At 44.4% G+C, this 16,830-nt stretch carries 13 protein-coding genes; 8 read left to right on the top strand and 5 right to left on the bottom strand.

The genetic code is table 11. The features are described 5' to 3' along the window. Window positions 1-30: 30 nt before the first annotated feature. Window positions 31-960 carry an SRPBCC family protein gene (locus tag R7Q46_RS01105; protein WP_213871153.1) on the top strand — a complete coding sequence of 310 codons (930 nt, stop codon included), beginning with the start codon at window positions 31-33 and terminating at the stop codon, window positions 958-960. Between the two features lie 146 nt (window positions 961-1,106). Here the strand turns inward: R7Q46_RS01105 and R7Q46_RS01100 are convergent, their stop codons facing one another. From R7Q46_RS01100 to R7Q46_RS01080, 5 genes are all read right to left on the bottom strand, one after another. Continuing rightward, entirely contained in the window at window positions 1,107-1,562 is a 456-nt protein-coding gene (locus tag R7Q46_RS01100) for a hypothetical protein (RefSeq protein WP_025767689.1), read from the bottom strand. 12 nt (window positions 1,563-1,574) lie between these two features. Next, window positions 1,575-3,353, bottom strand: coding sequence for a S8 family peptidase (locus tag R7Q46_RS01095; RefSeq protein ID WP_213871152.1), 1,779 nt, complete (start codon window positions 3,351-3,353; stop codon window positions 1,575-1,577). A 248-nt stretch (window positions 3,354-3,601) separates the two neighbouring features. After that, on the bottom strand, window positions 3,602-3,943 hold the full coding sequence (locus R7Q46_RS01090; RefSeq protein WP_033906993.1) for a hypothetical protein: 342 nt from the start codon (window positions 3,941-3,943) through the stop codon (window positions 3,602-3,604). Between the two features lie 10 nt (window positions 3,944-3,953). Next, window positions 3,954-5,867, bottom strand: a complete 1,914-nt coding sequence (locus R7Q46_RS01085; protein ID WP_318077232.1) for a tetratricopeptide repeat-containing diguanylate cyclase — start codon at window positions 5,865-5,867, stop codon at window positions 3,954-3,956. A 610-nt stretch (window positions 5,868-6,477) separates the two neighbouring features. Then, window positions 6,478-7,734 (bottom strand): aromatic amino acid transport family protein, encoded by a 1,257-nt coding sequence (locus R7Q46_RS01080; RefSeq protein WP_054574325.1) that lies wholly within the window; start codon window positions 7,732-7,734, stop codon window positions 6,478-6,480. 379 nt (window positions 7,735-8,113) lie between these two features. On the opposite strand from R7Q46_RS01080, the gene R7Q46_RS01075 reads away from it, so the two are divergent. The 7 genes from R7Q46_RS01075 (at window position 8,114) to R7Q46_RS01045 (ending at window position 16,811) form a co-directional block, all read left to right on the top strand. Beyond that, complete coding sequence (locus R7Q46_RS01075; protein ID WP_054574324.1) at window positions 8,114-8,548, top strand: GNAT family N-acetyltransferase; 435 nt, start codon at window positions 8,114-8,116, stop codon at window positions 8,546-8,548. Between the two features lie 292 nt (window positions 8,549-8,840). After that, window positions 8,841-11,504 carry a nitrate reductase gene (locus R7Q46_RS01070; RefSeq protein ID WP_318077231.1) on the top strand — a complete coding sequence of 888 codons (2,664 nt, stop codon included), beginning with the start codon at window positions 8,841-8,843 and terminating at the stop codon, window positions 11,502-11,504. Window positions 11,505-11,524: 20 nt separating this feature from the next. Further along, window positions 11,525-12,430 (top strand): uroporphyrinogen-III C-methyltransferase, encoded by a 906-nt coding sequence (gene cobA / locus R7Q46_RS01065; protein WP_318077230.1) that lies wholly within the window; start codon window positions 11,525-11,527, stop codon window positions 12,428-12,430. After that, window positions 12,427-13,380, top strand: a complete 954-nt coding sequence (locus R7Q46_RS01060; protein WP_167415992.1) for a glycosyl transferase family protein — start codon at window positions 12,427-12,429, stop codon at window positions 13,378-13,380. The genes cobA and R7Q46_RS01060 overlap by 4 nt, the downstream gene beginning before the upstream one ends. 228 nt (window positions 13,381-13,608) lie before the next feature. Next, complete coding sequence (locus R7Q46_RS01055; protein ID WP_318077229.1) at window positions 13,609-14,526, top strand: dienelactone hydrolase family protein; 918 nt, start codon at window positions 13,609-13,611, stop codon at window positions 14,524-14,526. A gap of 73 nt (window positions 14,527-14,599) precedes the next feature. Continuing rightward, window positions 14,600-15,181, top strand: coding sequence for an ANTAR domain-containing response regulator (locus tag R7Q46_RS01050; protein ID WP_318077228.1), 582 nt, complete (start codon window positions 14,600-14,602; stop codon window positions 15,179-15,181). A 265-nt stretch (window positions 15,182-15,446) separates the two neighbouring features. Next, the gene (locus R7Q46_RS01045) at window positions 15,447-16,811 is read left to right on the top strand and encodes a CmpA/NrtA family ABC transporter substrate-binding protein (RefSeq protein WP_005375887.1); all 1,365 of its coding nucleotides are present in this window, start codon (window positions 15,447-15,449) and stop codon (window positions 16,809-16,811) included. The last annotated feature ends 19 nt before the right edge of the window (window positions 16,812-16,830 follow it).

Genomic DNA, 16,830 nt, shown 5'->3' with positions numbered 1-16,830 from the left:
GTTAGTGAAGCGGAAACTCGAGGAACCGTTATGCTCTCTTATCAGGTCAGCCGAAGTATTGAAATTAATAAGAATCAAAGTTTAATTATTGGCTATCTCAAGAACTTCAAACACTGGCCCAGCTGGTCACCATGGATCATTCTTGAACCAAGCTGCGAGCTGACATTCAGTGATAATCAGGGCCACGTTGGAGCTGGTTATCAATGGAATGGTCAGCGTATTGGGACTGGCGCGATTGTACTGGAAAGTACTCAAGAGCATCGATTAGATATGGAGCTGCATTTCTTTCGCCCAATCAAGAGCCATGGAAAGGTGACTCTAATCGTGACGCCGTCACAAAATGGCTGTTTAGTCGAATGGCAAATGCAATCTCGCGTCCCTTGGTATCTGTTCTTTCTGAAAAGTATGTTTAAGTCGATGATAGAGATGGATTATCAACGTGGGTTACGCATGCTTAAAAGTAAGCTTGAAACCGGACGAGTGCATTCAGACTTAGCCGAAATTGGTAACCGAACGTTGCCTCAAATTCATTACATTGGGATCAAGGGTGTGGCTAGCTTGCAGGAATTAGGTTCGGTAATTGAGAAGCATGTTCAGCAACTAGAACAGTTAATTAGTGACGAAACCCTATCCGTGAATGGTGAATTGTTTTGTTATTACCAGTCGATGGATATGCAGAAAGGTACATTCGAGTTTATCACTTGCTTTCCTCTTCATAACTCAGTACCAGCGCCTCAAGGGGCGGTTACCGGTACCATTCCTGAGAGTGAAATATTTGTCGTTGAACACCGAGGTGAATATCAGTTTTTGGGAAATGCATGGGCTTTAGCGATGAACTTGGTTCGTCAGAGTGGTATGAAAGTCAAAACCAGTCCTTTAGGAATCGAACGCTATCTGAATAGCCCGAAGGAAACCACGGAAGAAGAGCTAAGAACGGAAATTATTTTGTTTAAGAAATGACAGGCGCAGGCGAGTAGGGTGTTTAGGTATCATACTGGTTATGCGAAATGTTATTAAAGAATAATAGCCTATCTGTTCCTACCCATAAAAATGCCTCAGCAATCGCTGAGGCATGGTTTTACAGGCCAACTTCTCTTGTTAGAGAATTATTGTGCACGGTATTTACCGCTGTTTAGTTCAATTTTAGACGCTTTTACCCGGCTGTCTGCGTTTAGGTAGTCGCTAATACTTAGCAGATCTTGATCTTGAGATGCTTTTAACACCGCTGATTCCCCCTCTGCGAAGATAACTTCTAATTTTAACTCTTTGGCGACTGCTTTCGCTTCGTTAGGATTGTTTACGGTGATATAAACCAGTCCAGTGGCTTTGGATACGTTACTAAACGCATTCTTAAACACCTCATCACCCGCTTGAAGTTTTACGTCTTCAGATAGGGTTCTAACAGTGCCAGTTTGCACTTTTCGATAATCTTGGCCATTAATCTCAACCGCTTCTGATGGCACAAACAGTTCTGGTGCAGGTTGTTGAGAGAGCTGTTGCTCAGCGTATACACTCGACGTCATGATAACGAGAGCCAGCATAGAAAATGATTTGTATTTCATGTTATTGACTCCTTAGTGTCCAAATATGCGCATCGACCAGTTCTTAATAACACCGGGCTGAGCGTTGTTTGCCATCGGAACGTCATAGATGGTGGAAGAATTGAAATATGCAATGTAAGAATAGACTTCATCGCCGTTCGTATCTATTGCTCGCAACGTCCATTCGCCTTTTGCATCTTCGCCATAAAATTGGTTAGACAACATTAATTGATCTTTGTAGCCAGTAATCGTTGGATCAAGAGATTGACCAACAAGACCATTGCGCGGTGTTTGCAAAACAGAACGAGTCCCTGATGGCGAAATGAGCTCGATAGCTAAGTCGGGCAGACGAGCGTGGTCCAATGTCAATGTCACTTGAACGGATTCTACTGTCAGCTCATCGGCAATGGCGATACTTGAAGAACCACCAACTAGACTTGCATCGGGTACACTTACTTCTGTAGCGTTATTAACCCATGGCGTAATGACTTGAGCTGGTAAAACACGATTCGTCATGCGAGCACGTTGCATCGCTTCATCTAAATCTACAGCGCCGAAGCCATAAAAAGTATGGAAATCTACGCCTGCTGCGTTTTTTTGCCAAGGGGCAATGGCCTCGTAGCTAACCTGTTCACCTTTATGGTTAGTAAATTCAAGCTGTACGCCTGGATGCGCTTTATCCGTTACTTTTGCTGTCTCCGCTAGTAAAGCACGTACATCACGAGCAGAAAGCGCATGGTTCGTTGACATAATTGCCGCGATGGCACCTGACGTGTTTGGCGCAGCCGACGAGGTTCCGTTCATTGTACTGGTATAGTTACAGTTCGGGTCTAGCTCCGTTCCGCCGTGTAAGCCATTGATACCAAGTCCGTCGCTGGTGTTTTGCCCTTCTTCACAACCCATCAAATCGGTGGTGACCATGGCAGGGAAGTCTTGCCCATATTCACCTGCTGGTGCTGCAACCCACACGTTCGAACCCACCGATGAGTAACTCGCTCGCGTACCATCCGCTCGTAGTGCACTAGTGACTAAATTGAAGTAATTGGCGTTATCATAAGACTGAGCAGAGTTGTGCATCGGTAAGCCTTGATTGTCTCCACCAGCAAAGAAGTTACTTGGTAATACGAAGAATCGCCCTGCATTGAAATAGCGGTAACCATTACCTGCTGACTTTACAAATACAGCACCTCGACCCCAGGCGTTACTCTCGCTGACGTTTTTCATCACGTCCATTTCAAGTTTTAGTTGAGGGTCGCTTTCATCAAAAGTAATCGGGTTTATAGGGCTGAAACCGTAACTTTGGTTAAATACGCGAACATCACGTGTTGCTGGGTCCATGCCATGGGAGATTAACCAACCTTCTAATGTCTGGTTGGCTAACCAGTTAAAACCAATGAGGGAAGAGTGAGAAGCGACACCGCGTCCGCCTTCACCGTTGTTGCCGACGGCGCTAATCAAACCGGCTACAGCAGTGCCATGACCATTAGTATCAACCGGATAACTTGGTGGGAATGAAGAGTCTTCGACGAAGTTTCTGCTACCTGTAACTATATTACCTGCAAGGTCGGGGTGATCGATCTGCACTCCAGAATCAATGACGGCAACTTTCACACCAACACCTGCAATCCCCATTGCCTGAGTGAGCTTAGTGTTTAAGTCGTTCCCAGCAACAGCAGGATTAGCCGCAAACGCAGTTTGCCCCGTGTTGTCTAAGTGCCATTGTTCAGAATAGAGTGGATCAAACGCCGAGACGGCAGGTGCAATGCCTACTGCCAACATAGCAGCAAATAGGCGATTAATGCGAATTTCCATTTTTGACCTCATGTCTTTGTTTGGAATTTTTTAGTTCCTGTTTCATATTCCGCTAACAGGAACAAACAAAGCTAACGACAAAGAATAAGGACGAAAACCATTTACAACTTGTTTACATTAAAAGTTCGATGGACAACATAAGTCTTTGTTAATTTGCTGAAACTATGAGGTTTTTATATGTCGTATCGAACATGCATGAAAAGTGAAAAGCAGAAAATACGAGTGTACCGTCTGCTTCAAGAGAGGAGTTATTTAGTTGAAGCGGGTTGAATAGTTGCCATTGGTTTTTTAGGTTCGGCTTTTTCCTTAGGCAGCACGTTATCAATCCATTTTTTAATGTACAACTTATCGAATTCTTTATCACACCACTTTTTGTTTAATCCACGTCGATTGAACTCAGCACCAATCGCCACTTTGGTTTGGTTAGTTGCACGGTTGTAGTAGAGAGTTTCACATAGTTGAGTGTTACTCATTTGCTGGGCATATACGTTGACACTGCTGCTGCGCATTCCCAGTTGAGATGCTTGCTGATTACTGCACGCCATAAGAAATAGAGGCGCAAAAGTAATAATGATTAGATTTTTTTTCATGTGTGCTTTTTTATGATGTAGGGTGAATGATGAACTGGTTTCTGCCAGCTTGCTTCGCATCATATAAAGCTTGGTCTGCCAAGAAAAACCACTGATCCCATTCTTGTTTAATTGTTTGTGCCGACAGTTTGTCCACTGCTCCAAGGGAAATTGTCGCGCTTAATGGTTTAGAGTCAACCACCAATGGTGTGTTTTCAACAGTATATCTCAATCGCTCCAAAAACTTAGCGCAATCTTCAACTCGCTGTACTTCGAATAATAGGACAAACTCTTCTCCACCCCAACGAATGAGTAGGTCACCAGAGCGGGTGGATTCATTAAATAGCGTGGCAATATGAGTCAGCATTTTATCGCCAATATCGTGTCCATATTGATCATTAAAGGTTTTAAAATGATCGACATCTAAAACGGCTAAGGCAAATGTTCTATCTGGGCTTCTACGAGCCATTTTGTCCAACCAAATGTGAAGATAGCGACGGTTATGCAGTTGAGTTAATGGATCGGTAGTATTTTCTTGAGTGAGTGCTTTATTAATACGTCTAACGCGCAGTACGTAACGAAAACCAACGACTCCAATTGCCGCAATAGCGATAAAGTAGAACATTTCTCGATAGCGCTGTGAACGCAGTTCAGAGGCTTGTAGCGCATTTTTTGTTTCTAGCAATTTGAGTTCTTTCTGGGCTAACTTAGCTTCGAGGTCAAACTTAATGTTAATCATCTCTTCACCATGAATATGATGAGAAAACTCAGCCTCTAGCTCTCTTAATTGGGTTAAATAATGAAAAGCCGCTTCATAGTCATTAAGAATTTGATGAGCGTTTACCAGTACCGAAAGCATATCAATACGCTGACGCAGCTCTAATTCACTGGTTGATTTGGTTTGTTCTAGAACGTTAAGCGCTGTTGTAATAGCTTTATCGTATTGTTTGTTTGCGAGGTAAGCCTCTGCAAATGCCTCGTAACAAGACGTTTTTAGCATTTCTAGATTTTTTGGAATGGGCAGGTCTACGCAACGTTGTGCGACCATTAATGCATCATCAATTTTTCCTACCGAGCTCAACATTTGTGAAAAGCTGGATAAAGAGTGGTGCTTGACTGTGTCCGACCCCGTTTGCATTGAAAGTCGAATGGCTTCATTGAAATAATATTCCGCTTTTTTGTTATCTCCGAGGCTCGAGTGAACGATGCTAAGGTTTGCGTAGATAACCCCCATAAAAAAGCTGTTATCGTATTGATATTCGCTCTCTAGGTAAGTGTCGAGAGCTTGCGTTAGGTAACTGTTGGCCCGAGCCCAATCTGATGCGTCGATGTAGACCGTCCCAATGTTGTTCAGTGTCATCGCGACTTGTATTTCAAACACTGTTTTTTCTAATAACTCATAGGCATTGCGATAATATTTTAGGCCACTGCGTAGTTGATTTCGAGATACTTCTAGATTGCCTAACCAGCGGTAAGCACGGCCTTCTAATGCTAGATAACCAAGATCACGGGCTGTAGAAACAACGTCATGGAGTAACAATTCTGCGTTCCAGTTATCGTCTTGCTCAATCATTGTTACAGCCTTATTGAGCTGTGCTTCAGCGACGACCCATTCCAAATGGTGCTTTTTACCGAATTCGATTAAATCGGGCATATCTTTCGGTAATGGAACGCCTTCGTAACGCTTAAGGTACTTTCGTGCAAAGTAATACAGAGCAAGAGACTCCGCTGATGCATTCTGTGGCGCATTTAACTCATCTTTTTGAATTGATCGCGGCTTACCCATCGAGCGAAAGTAGAGTTTTAACATGGGCTTGCTTTCTGCTGAAATGTGTTCTTCCAGATAAGCTTGCTTTTCGGTACTCGCCAGTACGTTGGTCGTATGCAAGAAAAGTCCAAGTGCAGTACAAAGTGCGCAAGCCAGTTTTTTAATTGAGAAGTGCATGAGCGTATTAATAAAATGTGATCTCTTAACCGAATACCAGTTAAGTCTACCATTTCTTGTTGGTTAAGTGCGGATGGATTCCCAGTGGCAAAGTGCTTTGGGAGTGAGAGACGAGAAGGATCTCTATAATATTATGATTTATAAAAACAAAATCTATTGAAAACTTATGTAATGATTGGAAGATGGCATAGGTAGGGTAACGATGGAAGGTAAGTGAGCATATTCGGTGGACTCAATCTAATGATTTAAGCCGCGGATTCATCGCTCGAAATCAGGGTGAAGTGTAAAAAATTACGTTTCTGTCATAAATATTTAATGTTTGTATGGGTTGTTAAAAACTGGATATTAGACATAGTGTTATTAAGCCAATAAAAAATGGCTTTTATAATAAATAGGAGATTAACTATGCATAATGAAATGATTCAACCTTCGCACTTCGGCATTATCGGCCGTACCTGCATCGCTTCAGTACTTATGATTGCGGGTGTTTTCGCTCTTATTTAAGAGTCAAGGGTAACGATGATTACCTTTTAAAGAGTAAGAAAATTCAGGGAATCACCTTAACCTTGTGTAAGGTATTCCCCTGAAAATCCAAGCTAGTCTTTAGTTATTAGCTGAAGAAGCTAAAAATCAATGCACTTACCGCCACAATGCCTGCTGCTAGAACAAAGTAAGTAGAGACATTTCCTCGATATTGTTTCATCGCCTCGATTTTATACACCGCTAACATTGGCATAATAAATAAGATCATTGCAATAACAGGCCCTGACAATGCTTCCATCATACCAAGAATACTTGGGTTCATGATCGCCGCCGCCCAGATTGAGAAGAACAGTGCTGCCACGCTGATACGATCAACACGCTTCTCAGGTAGGTTAAAATGCTTGTTAATTAAACCATTTAAGCTTTCACGCGCACCTAAAAAATGCCCAAGGAAAGATGAAGTGATAGCGACAAACGCTACTAAAGGACCAAGTGTTGCAATAAATGGATTATCGGTTGCGTTCGCTAAGTAAGACAATACGGATACGTTTTGTTCTTTTGCTTGAGCCAATTGTTCAGGTGACAGTGTTAGCACACAGGAAAATACAAAAATAAGAACAAAGGCAATCAGCATGATGCTAGTGCGACGAAGAATAACTTCGGATTTGGCATCTGCCTGCTTACCGTAATGGCGACGTTGTACATTTGCAAAGCTTGAAATTGCAGCTGCGTGACTAAACGAGAAAATCACTACAGGAACTGCTAACCACATAGTGCTAGCAAAAGCTGACGCTTCTGGCACATCCATGACAGGCATGGTCCAGTTCGGTATTAAGTAAAATGATAGAAAGGCAAGAATGGCAACAAGTGGGAACACCATAATGGCAAAGGCCCGTAGCATTACTTTTTCACCCGCCATCATAATAGCAATTAGTGCAAACACTAGTACGCCAGAAAGCAAAGGTCTAGGTAAAGAAGCCATATCAGCCTGATTTACCATGAAGCTATCTACTGTGTTTGTTATTCCAACACCATATATCAACAGGATCGGGAAGATCGAAAGAAAATACAGCAGTGAAATAGAACGGCCTGCTTTTGCGCCGAAGTGCTCTTCCACTACATCAGTGAAGTCTGCGTTTTTGATCTTAGAAGATAGTACAAAACGAGCTAAGCCACGGTGCGCAAGATAGGTCATTGGAAAAGCAAGTACTGCCATCGCGACTAAAGGCCAAAAACCACCAATCCCAAGGTTAATTGGCAGAAACAGGATGCCTGCGCCAACGGCTGTTCCAAATAGGCTAAGAACCCAATGTGTATCATGTTTTGACCAAGCTGTGGTTGTGTTTATTTCGCTAGGATTTAAGGCATTTCGAGATTCTTTCACTTTAAAACTCGCTTTTATAAAAATAATAATGCTGAAAATGGTAAAGGTTTTAGTGTTTATTATCACACGCGAAGCTTGGTGAATAATGCTGTGAATTCGGGGTGGTTGTAAATTATCCAACTATGAATTTTTCAATAAACCAGAATAAAGTTCTTAAATTCAATGCGTTTAATGGTTGTATGTGTTGAAATTTTCATCTTGTGTGGTTTTTGATTTTGCGGTTAAAACTTAATCACGGATGTATGTTCTAAGTGAGTTAGGCCTAATTTTCAGGAAGAATATTACATTTCTTAAGCACTTAATTGAGATGTTTGTGTCCCGTCATTTAGATGAGATTTAGGTATACTGCTGCCATTCATGTTAAAGAAGGAGTCATTGAATGGACATCTTGTCTGCGCAAAAAGAGGACTTATTTGCCATATATAAGCTCGAAAATACTTTATTTGGAGAACACGCCTATCCTCAATTTTTCTTTCGGCAAGCTTTTGATTGTTGGGGAGAGACCTTACTGGTAGCAAAAGAGGGAGAGCAGGTCGCAGGGTATATATTGCTAACGACTAGCACAAATGCACATCAATATTGGATCATGTCATTGGCCGTCGATATTCAACATAGAGGTAAAGGTATTGCGCGTTCCCTCCTAGAAAACGTTATTGCGCCGTTGACGTTAGGCTCAAGCGTGAAATTGACTGTCGATCCTAAGAACCAACCTGCATTGTCTTTATACCTCTCCCTTGGCTTTAAAACGTTAGAAGAAGAAGCGCATTATTTTGGTGACGAAGAATCCAGGTTAGTCATGGAATTAGTAAAGTAATACTGCACGATAATGACCGAAATTTGCACACAATCAGTGCGTAGCATTACGTTGCTATAATTGGTTTTAAGCTAACCTTTTGTATAGTAATGGTTTTTAATCTTGGCACCTCACTTGCTTTACATAAACGTTCATCGATAACTCGATGCACCGCTCTCAATAGCAGGCGAGAGCGGTATAGGGTATTACTTTTTGAAAATGTACTAACAGCGTTAAAGGCATTGCTGCCTCTCTCGATTCGGGAGAGGCTTTTTTTTGCTAGTAAGTTGGGCTGAATCGCACTGGAGGTGTTATGTCGCAAGGATGCAAAAAAACCACTTGTCCCTATTGTGGTGTTGGATGTGGTGTCGAGGTCAATGCGAAAGGAATCGTTGGGGATGCGTGTCATCCTGCAAATGCGGGATCACTGTGCGTAAAGGGCGTCGCGTTGGCAGAGAGCTTGAATATGCCTTCGCGCTTGCTGTATCCAAAGCTTGTCACCAAGCTGCGACCTCAAGGGCAAGAAGTGCAATGGCAACAAGCCACGGATCTGATTGCAGAAAAGATTCATCAAGCGAAAGCAGAGTTTGGATCGGATTCCGTCGCGATGTATGTGTCAGGGCAGTTGTTGACGGAAGACTATTACGTCGCCAACAAACTCATGAAAGGCTATGTTGGCAGCGCAAACATCGATACTAACTCCCGTTTGTGTATGTCTTCGGCGGTTGCGGCTCATGTACGAGCGTTTGGCGAAGATGTCGTTCCTGTCAATTACGATGACATTGATAATACCGAGCTGTTGGTCATCTGCGGTGCGAATACTGCTTGGACGCACCCTGTTTTATTTCGACGCATTCAACAAGCGAGAGAGAACAATCCTAATCTCAAGCTGGTGGTCATTGACCCGCGTGAAACGGTCACCGCACAGCAAGCGGATTTGCATCTACCGATTAAAAACGATGGTGATGTGTCACTCTTCAATGGGCTGCTCAAGTTTCTTATTGAACAACAATTGATTGATTCTGAATACATAAATTCTTATACCGACGGATTTAATGCACTTAGAGAAGAAGTTTCTGATTTTCGTTACGATGTCACTAATTTGACGTCTTCCATTGGCATTTCAGAAGAAAAACTCACGACATTCTTCCAATGGTTTGCGCAAAGCCCAACCGCAATTACGTTGTTTTGCCAAGGGGTTAACCAAGCCGAAAATGGTGTCGACAAAGGCAATGCCATTATTAATGCACATTTGGCGTCAGGTAAAATTGCCAAGTCAGGTTGCGGACCATTTTCTATTACAGGTCAGCCGAATGCGATGGGCGGACGAGAAGTCGGTGGTTTGGCAAACCAGTTAGCGATTCATCGCGCTTTTGACGCAAAGTCTATCAAGCAAGTGCAGGCGTTTTGGGAGTCACCAGAAATTGCCACTCAGCCCGGTTTAAAAGCTGTTGAACTGTTTGAGGCGGTAGAACGTGGTGAGATTAAAGTTCTCTGGATCATGGCAACCAATCCTGTTGTCTCTTTGCCAGATAACCAATTGGTAAAACGTGCACTAGAGATTTGTCCGTTTGTGATTGTTTCCGATATCACAGCGGATTCGGATGTAGCGCATTATGCGGACCTATTGCTACCCGCCGCTGGCTGGGGGGAGAAGCAAGGCATGGTGACCAATTCTGAGCGTCGACTTTCAAGGCAGCGCCAGTTTCAAATGCCTCCGGGTGAAGCAAAATCAGATTGGTGGGCGATAAGCCAAGTCGGACAAGCTCTGTGTGCATTGGAAAAGACACAAAATGGCTTTGCGTTTACTTCTGAGCGGGCGGTATTCAGGGAATATGCGGCGATGACAGGTATGAATGCAGATTCGCCATTGAAGCTAGATCTTTCTCAATACGCCAACTTAACCCAGCAAGAATACGAAGAGTGGATGCCGACACAATGGGGAGGAGAGCGTCCTTTTGCTGATGGCATCTATTCGCACCCAGATGGTAAAGCACGTTTTGTCGTGACCAGTGAATCTCCTACGCGTTTAGAAAGAACAAAAGGCTGGTGGCTCAATACGGGCAGGCAACGTGATCAATGGCATACCATGACGCGCACAGGTCATATCGCACACCTTGCCGCCTCTGAGTTAGAACCAACCGTGTACATGAACACACTCTCTGCTACTCAAAATCGCTTAAAAGCAGGACAACTCACCAAGCTGTTTCAGCCTACTTCAAACACCAGTATTTATGCCAAAGTTGCCATTGATGAAGGTTTGGGTTTTCAAGAGCTATTTATGTCAATGCACTGGGCGGGTCGATATGGCGGTGAAAACAGTGTTAACGCGATAGTAAACAGCGCAAAAGACCCTATTTCCGGGCAGCCTGCGTTTAAGTCGTCTTATGTTGAAGTGCAAGATGCGGCGGTAAAAACCTACGGTATGTTCATCGGTACACAGTTTGATTCCGGTAAATTTCTCTACAGCGCATTTCAAGCAGAAAGCAATTTGGGCATTTGGCGCTTTGCACACGATAAGCGACCAAAGAAGCAGAGTTTTTGTCGAACGGAAAAGAGCCGCAGAATTACGATAGATATTGCCCAAGGTTGGTTAGCAGTGGATTACGACCTTGTTGGAGACGTTCGTATCATTCGTTCTGTTTTAGTGGTGTCTAGTGAACCGATTCAAACCGACTACACCAACTTTACCGGCTTGATTGGCAAGCCAATGGAGCTATCGCAACTGCTTACCATCACTCAATCGCAAAGCAGTGCCAAACTGGTTTGTAGTTGTTTCCGTGTCACTGATAAACAAATACATGACGCGATGGAGAAACAAGACTGCACGTCACTGACCCAGCTTCAAAACAAACTCAAATGCGGCACCAACTGTGGCTCGTGCGTCTCTCAAATCAAACAAATGGTCGACAGTCATCAGCATCAAAAGGGCAAACAGCAAGCGAACCAGCAAAGTCTGGCTATTCAAATAAAGTAAGTCATAAAGAGGATAAGCACATGGAAGCGCCTTATCAAAAGTCTTGGTTTAAGAAAGGACAAGCGAGTCAGAATCAAGAACGCTCGTCTCGCTTTTCTAAGCATGATCAAGCAAGCAAACTGAACCAACTCTTAGAAGACCATTCAGTAGACTTCGACGCGAACCGCAAAGGTTTTGTCTCGATTGTTGGAGCAGGGCCGCACGATCCTGACTTGTTAACGGTAAAGGCTGTGAAAGCGATTATGTCGGCAGAGGTGTTGCTTTACGACCGTTTGGTTAACAAAGATATTTTGGAGTTGGCTTCGCCACAAGCCGATTGGATTTACGTGGGTAAACGATGCGGGCAACCTAGTATTGGTCAGGAAGAAATTTGTGACTTGATGGTATCGCTCGCTCAACAAGGAAAGCGAGTTGTGCGCTTAAAAGGGGGAGATCCTTTCGTATTTGGCCGCGGAGGCGAAGAAGCATTAGCGCTCGTCAAACACTCAATCGCGTACGAAGTCATTCCCGGCATTACCGCTGCGATTGGATGCTCAGTAAACAGCTTGATTCCGCTGACTCATCGTGGCGTTGCTCGCAGCGTTACCTTTGTGACGGGGCAAGCGGTTACAGGCGCATTTGAAGCGTGGAGCCAACTGATGCAAAGCGGACAAACGTTAGTCTTCTATATGGGGTTAGAAAAGTCATCGCAAATACAAACGGGTTTAATAGGCTCTGGTTTGAGAGCAGATTTCCCAGTCGCGATCATCACTCATGGTTGCAGCCCTCAACAACAAGTGCACGTTACACAACTCAATCAGCTCAATGATTTATCGATTACACTTAAAGGCGTGAGCCCAGCATTGATTGTGATGGGAGAAGTTGTCAAACTGCGCGAACAACTAATAGAAACCGTACAGTCAGTGACGGAATACGAGGGAATATGAGCAGCGTTTTGGAATGTATTAGAACCGTCGGTCGTGGCGAACGTGGTAGAAAACCACTGAACTTTGACCAAGCGTTTCGAGTTATGGATGAATACCTAAACGGTGAGTGCGACGACGATCAGATGGCAATGCTGTTGATGCTGATCCGCGTACAGAACGAGACTCAACAAGAAATCGCTGGCTTTGTGAAAGCATTCCAATCCCGCATGCCAGCCATTGGTGCAGACATTGACTGGCCATGTTATGCAGGCAAACGTGAAGCGGCAGGTCAGCCTTGGCACCTGTTGGCAGCGAAGATCCTCGCCGATAATGGTCATAAGGTGCTGATGCACGGCTATCACGACCGCCAATCTGGTCGTTTGCATGCCGAAGATTACCTCGACAAGTTTGCTATCAAGAAAGCGGAATCAGCAGAAGACGCAAAGCGTGTGTTAGAAACACAAAACATTGTGTATCTGCCGCTCAGTGCGTTCGCTCCTCAAGCAGAAACCATGATCGGTTGGAAGAATCGTTATGGGCTTAGAACGCCGATTAATACCGTGGTTCGAGCATTGAATCCGGGGCAAGCAACGATTGGTATTCGTGGTAGCTTCCATCCGGGATTCCAACAACTTCATGCTGAAGTCGAATTCGAGATTGGCAAAACCGCTCATGCCGTTGTGTCATTCAAAGGACAATCGGGTGAGTCCGAATACAACCCGAAAGTAAGCCAAACAGTATGGTTAAGCCAAACAAGCGGCGTGACATCGCATTACTGGACGGAACAAATGCTGTCTGAGGTGCCAATGCTTGCAAACTGCCCGTTTGGGACGTCAGAAGACGACATGAACCAAATGGCAAATACGGTTCTTGCTACCATGACAGTGGTCTTGTTTGCACAAATGCACGACAGAGAAAAAGCATTCGAACGTGCCTTTTCTTACTGGCAAGCCTATTGCGGCCAGCAATAACGTACTATTGTCAATTAATGTAAAACCAACGGCGCAAAGTTGTTGAATCTGAATCCATTATCTATTGTTTGAAGAAGGTAAAAGATCCTAGCTCGCCAATGATGTGTTTCACCACCTTGCTTCGTATCAGGGGGTGAAACCGCAGTTTTAGCCTCGATAGCGTTCGTTTCTCGCTGCGCTTTTGAGAATGAGAAATTCCCATATGGTAAGACACAGAGGACATGGATAATGGTTCTAAAGCATACCACTCTTAGTGAAAAGGCTTCTCATCCGATCCCGCAAGAAGCCTTCGATTGGTACGACGAATACGCCCACGGAAAAATCTCGCGCCGTGAGTTTCTAAATAGGTTGGGTGGCCTTGCTGTGCTTGGCTTTAGCATGACAGCACTGGTCGATGCGTTAACCCCGAATTACGCACTCGCAGAACAAGTTTCATTTAACGATCCTGATATCAAAGCAACTTACGAAACCTTTCCATCTCCAAATGGGCATGGAGAAGGGCGTGGTTATTTGGTTATGCCACAGAAGAAGACCTTGAAATCGCCGACCGTGTTGGTGATTCATGAAAATCGAGGCCTGAACCCTTATATCAAAGATGTCGCAAGACGACTTGCAAAAGACGGCTTTATTGCTTTCGCTCCAGACGCGCTTTATCCACTCGGCGGCTATCCGGGGAACGACGATGAAGGTCGCGCAATGCAGAAAGAGATGGACAGAGCCAAGATCGAACAAGACTTTATTGCAGCCGCTAACTTCCTAAAACAATACGAGGGTGGAAACGGTAAATTGGGCGCGGTTGGGTTCTGCTTCGGTGGATACATCGTCAATATGCTTGCAGCGGTAATGCCAGAAGAGCTGGATGCAGGTGTGCCTTTCTACGGAACACCAGCGGCGCAAGAGATTCAAAAGCAGGTCAAAGGGCCGTTGATGATTCACTTCGCAGGGCTCGATAAGCGCGTCAACGACACATGGCCTGCCTATGAGCAGCAATTAATCGCGAACGATGCGCAATATCAGGCGTTAATGTATGAAAACGTCAATCATGGCTTTCACAACGACTCAACGGCACGCTACGCACCAGAAGAAGCGGCGCTCGCGTGGGAACGCACACTAGGCTTCTTCAAAGAACATCTTACCTCTAGTTAAAATACTTCAACTTTAATTGGCACAGTCCTTGTTATGTCTCTCTTAATGAGTGAGATATAAACAAGGAATGTGCATGACTCGATCAACGTCAAAAACACCCATCATAGTGTGCTGTGATAGCCTCCAAGAGCAGGCTCGATTGTCCGGCTTATTGAGCAAAGATTACGACAACATCATCGGCTGCCAATTGGCACAACTAGAAACGTTAATGCAACGAGAACCGTCGGCAAGCGTTGTGGTTGGATGGCAGCAGCCAACGGCAGAACTGCGTTTGATCGTCGATTTCTGCCGCAGAAAATCGGCACCACTTCTTATCGTCTTAAAGCAGCTTTCATCTAATGATATCAATCGGTTATCAGAAAAAATGGACTATGTTCTTATGCCGCACGATAGTGAGTTTGCACTTCAACCTTGGATTGAGCATGCGACATTAGTGAGAGCGAAATTCGAAAGTATGCAATCGGAAATTGAATCGCTGACCCATAAGATCGAAGAGCGCAAGCTGGTGGAAAAAGCCAAAGGTCTGCTGATGAAGATGCACAGCGTTGATGAAGAGCAAGCTTATAAAGCGCTTAGAAATTCAGCCATGCAATCGAGCCAAACGCTCGCACAAGTTGCCAAGAATTTGATAACTACTTTGGAAGTGTTGGATTAGTCGCTCTACCTCTTTGGGGTTAGGGTGCGTTTTCTAACGTGGTGCGTGTTGCACTATCAGCAAGCAATAACAGGGAATTAGAAACGGTAGAATAAACTAATTCATTGTATTTACAGTGAAAAATAAGTTGGCACAGTAATTGGATTAGTAGAATTGGGTTTATTGTTGAATCGCTTATCTCAATTATCAACGGCGGTAATTGTAGACTTAGCAACGGCGCTACTGCTCTTCGGAGTAGTGGCGCTTTTTTTATGGGAGCAAACCAATGAAATGGAGTTCGATGCTGAAAGTGTCAGCAATTTCGTTATCGGTATTCACCACGGTCAGCGTAAAGGCAGAGTTGGGTGAACCAGAAATTGAAGACCTGAAGTTTGGTTTTATTAAGTTAACCGATATGGCACCGCTGGCGGTTGCTTATGAGAAAGGCTTTTTTGAAGACGAAGGCTTGTACGTCACTTTAGAAGCGCAAGCAAACTGGAAGGTGCTTTTAGACCGAGTCATCGATGGTGAGCTTGCTGGCGCGCACATGCTTGCTGGTCAGCCATTGGGCGCAACGATTGGTGTCGGCACAAAAGCAGAAGTGATTACCGCGTTCAGTATGGATTTGAACGGCAACGCAATCACGGTTTCCAATGATACTTGGGAGCAGATGAAGCAGTACATTCCAAAGCAACCAGATGGCAAACCTGTTCACCCAATCAAAGCGGATGCACTTAAGCCTGTGGTCGACAGCTATCTGGATAAAGGCAAACCGTTCAACATGGGTATGGTGTTCCCTGTATCGACGCACAACTATGAGTTGCGTTACTGGTTAGCGGCAGGCGGGATTCATCCAGGTTTTTATGCACCAGACTCAGGTGATAACAGTGGCCAATTAGATGCTGACGTTCTTTTGAGTGTTACACCGCCACCACAAATGCCAGCAACAATGGAAGCGGGCACGATCAAAGGGTACTGCGTAGGCGAACCATGGAACCAACAAGCCGTATTCAAAGGCATTGGTACGCCAGTCGTGACCGATTACGAGATCTGGAAGAACAATCCAGAGAAAGTGTTTGGTGTTTCCAAAGCTTGGGCTGAGAAGTATCCAAACACACACATTCGCGTAGTGAAAGCCTTGATTCGAGCGGCACATTGGTTGGATGAAAACGACAATGCCAACCGCCAAGAAGCAGTGAAGATGCTATCAAAAAGCGAATACGTTGGAGCCGATGCCGAAGTTATCGCTAACTCAATGACGGGTACATTTGAATACGAGAAAGGCGACAAACGAGACGTGCCAGACTTCAACGTGTTCTTCCGTCATAACGCAACGTATCCGTATTACAGCGATGCGATTTGGTATCTGACCCAAATGCGTCGCTGGGGACAGATCTCAAGCGAGAAATCCGATGATTGGTACATGGATGTCGCAAAAGAGGTTTACCGTCCAGATATCTACCAACAAGCGGCTCAAGCGCTAATTGAAGATGGTGTGTTGAGCAAAAAAGACTTCCCAGATTTCAGTGCTGAAGATGGTTTTCGTGCGCCACAAACACACTTTATCGACAACATCGTTTATGACGGTCGCGAGCCAAATAAATATCTAGAGAAGTTCTCTATCGGGCTTAAAGGAAAAGACAAGGTTTAACCATAACGATAAACGCCAC

This window comes from Vibrio sp. 811 (genome assembly GCF_033339195.1).
The sequence above is the reverse complement of the archived record's forward strand: the minus strand, read 5'-3'. Positions and strand labels throughout refer to the sequence as shown.

Excerpts from the sequence above, each read along its gene's own strand:
- R7Q46_RS01105 (WP_213871153.1), top strand. The coding sequence starts at position 31 with ATGCTCTCTTATCAGGTCAGCCGAAGTATTGAAATTAATAAGAATCAA.
- R7Q46_RS01100 (WP_025767689.1), bottom strand. The coding sequence starts at position 1,562 with ATGAAATACAAATCATTTTCTATGCTGGCTCTCGTTATCATGACGTCG.
- R7Q46_RS01095 (WP_213871152.1), bottom strand. The coding sequence starts at position 3,353 with ATGGAAATTCGCATTAATCGCCTATTTGCTGCTATGTTGGCAGTAGGC.
- R7Q46_RS01090 (WP_033906993.1), bottom strand. The coding sequence starts at position 3,943 with ATGAAAAAAAATCTAATCATTATTACTTTTGCGCCTCTATTTCTTATG.
- R7Q46_RS01085 (WP_318077232.1), bottom strand. The coding sequence starts at position 5,867 with ATGCACTTCTCAATTAAAAAACTGGCTTGCGCACTTTGTACTGCACTT.
- R7Q46_RS01075 (WP_054574324.1), top strand. The coding sequence starts at position 8,114 with ATGGACATCTTGTCTGCGCAAAAAGAGGACTTATTTGCCATATATAAG.
- R7Q46_RS01070 (WP_318077231.1), top strand. The coding sequence starts at position 8,841 with ATGTCGCAAGGATGCAAAAAAACCACTTGTCCCTATTGTGGTGTTGGA.
- cobA (WP_318077230.1), top strand. The coding sequence starts at position 11,525 with ATGGAAGCGCCTTATCAAAAGTCTTGGTTTAAGAAAGGACAAGCGAGT.
- R7Q46_RS01060 (WP_167415992.1), top strand. The coding sequence starts at position 12,427 with ATGAGCAGCGTTTTGGAATGTATTAGAACCGTCGGTCGTGGCGAACGT.
- R7Q46_RS01055 (WP_318077229.1), top strand. The coding sequence starts at position 13,609 with ATGGTTCTAAAGCATACCACTCTTAGTGAAAAGGCTTCTCATCCGATC.
- R7Q46_RS01050 (WP_318077228.1), top strand. The coding sequence starts at position 14,600 with ATGACTCGATCAACGTCAAAAACACCCATCATAGTGTGCTGTGATAGC.
- R7Q46_RS01045 (WP_005375887.1), top strand. The coding sequence starts at position 15,447 with ATGAAATGGAGTTCGATGCTGAAAGTGTCAGCAATTTCGTTATCGGTA.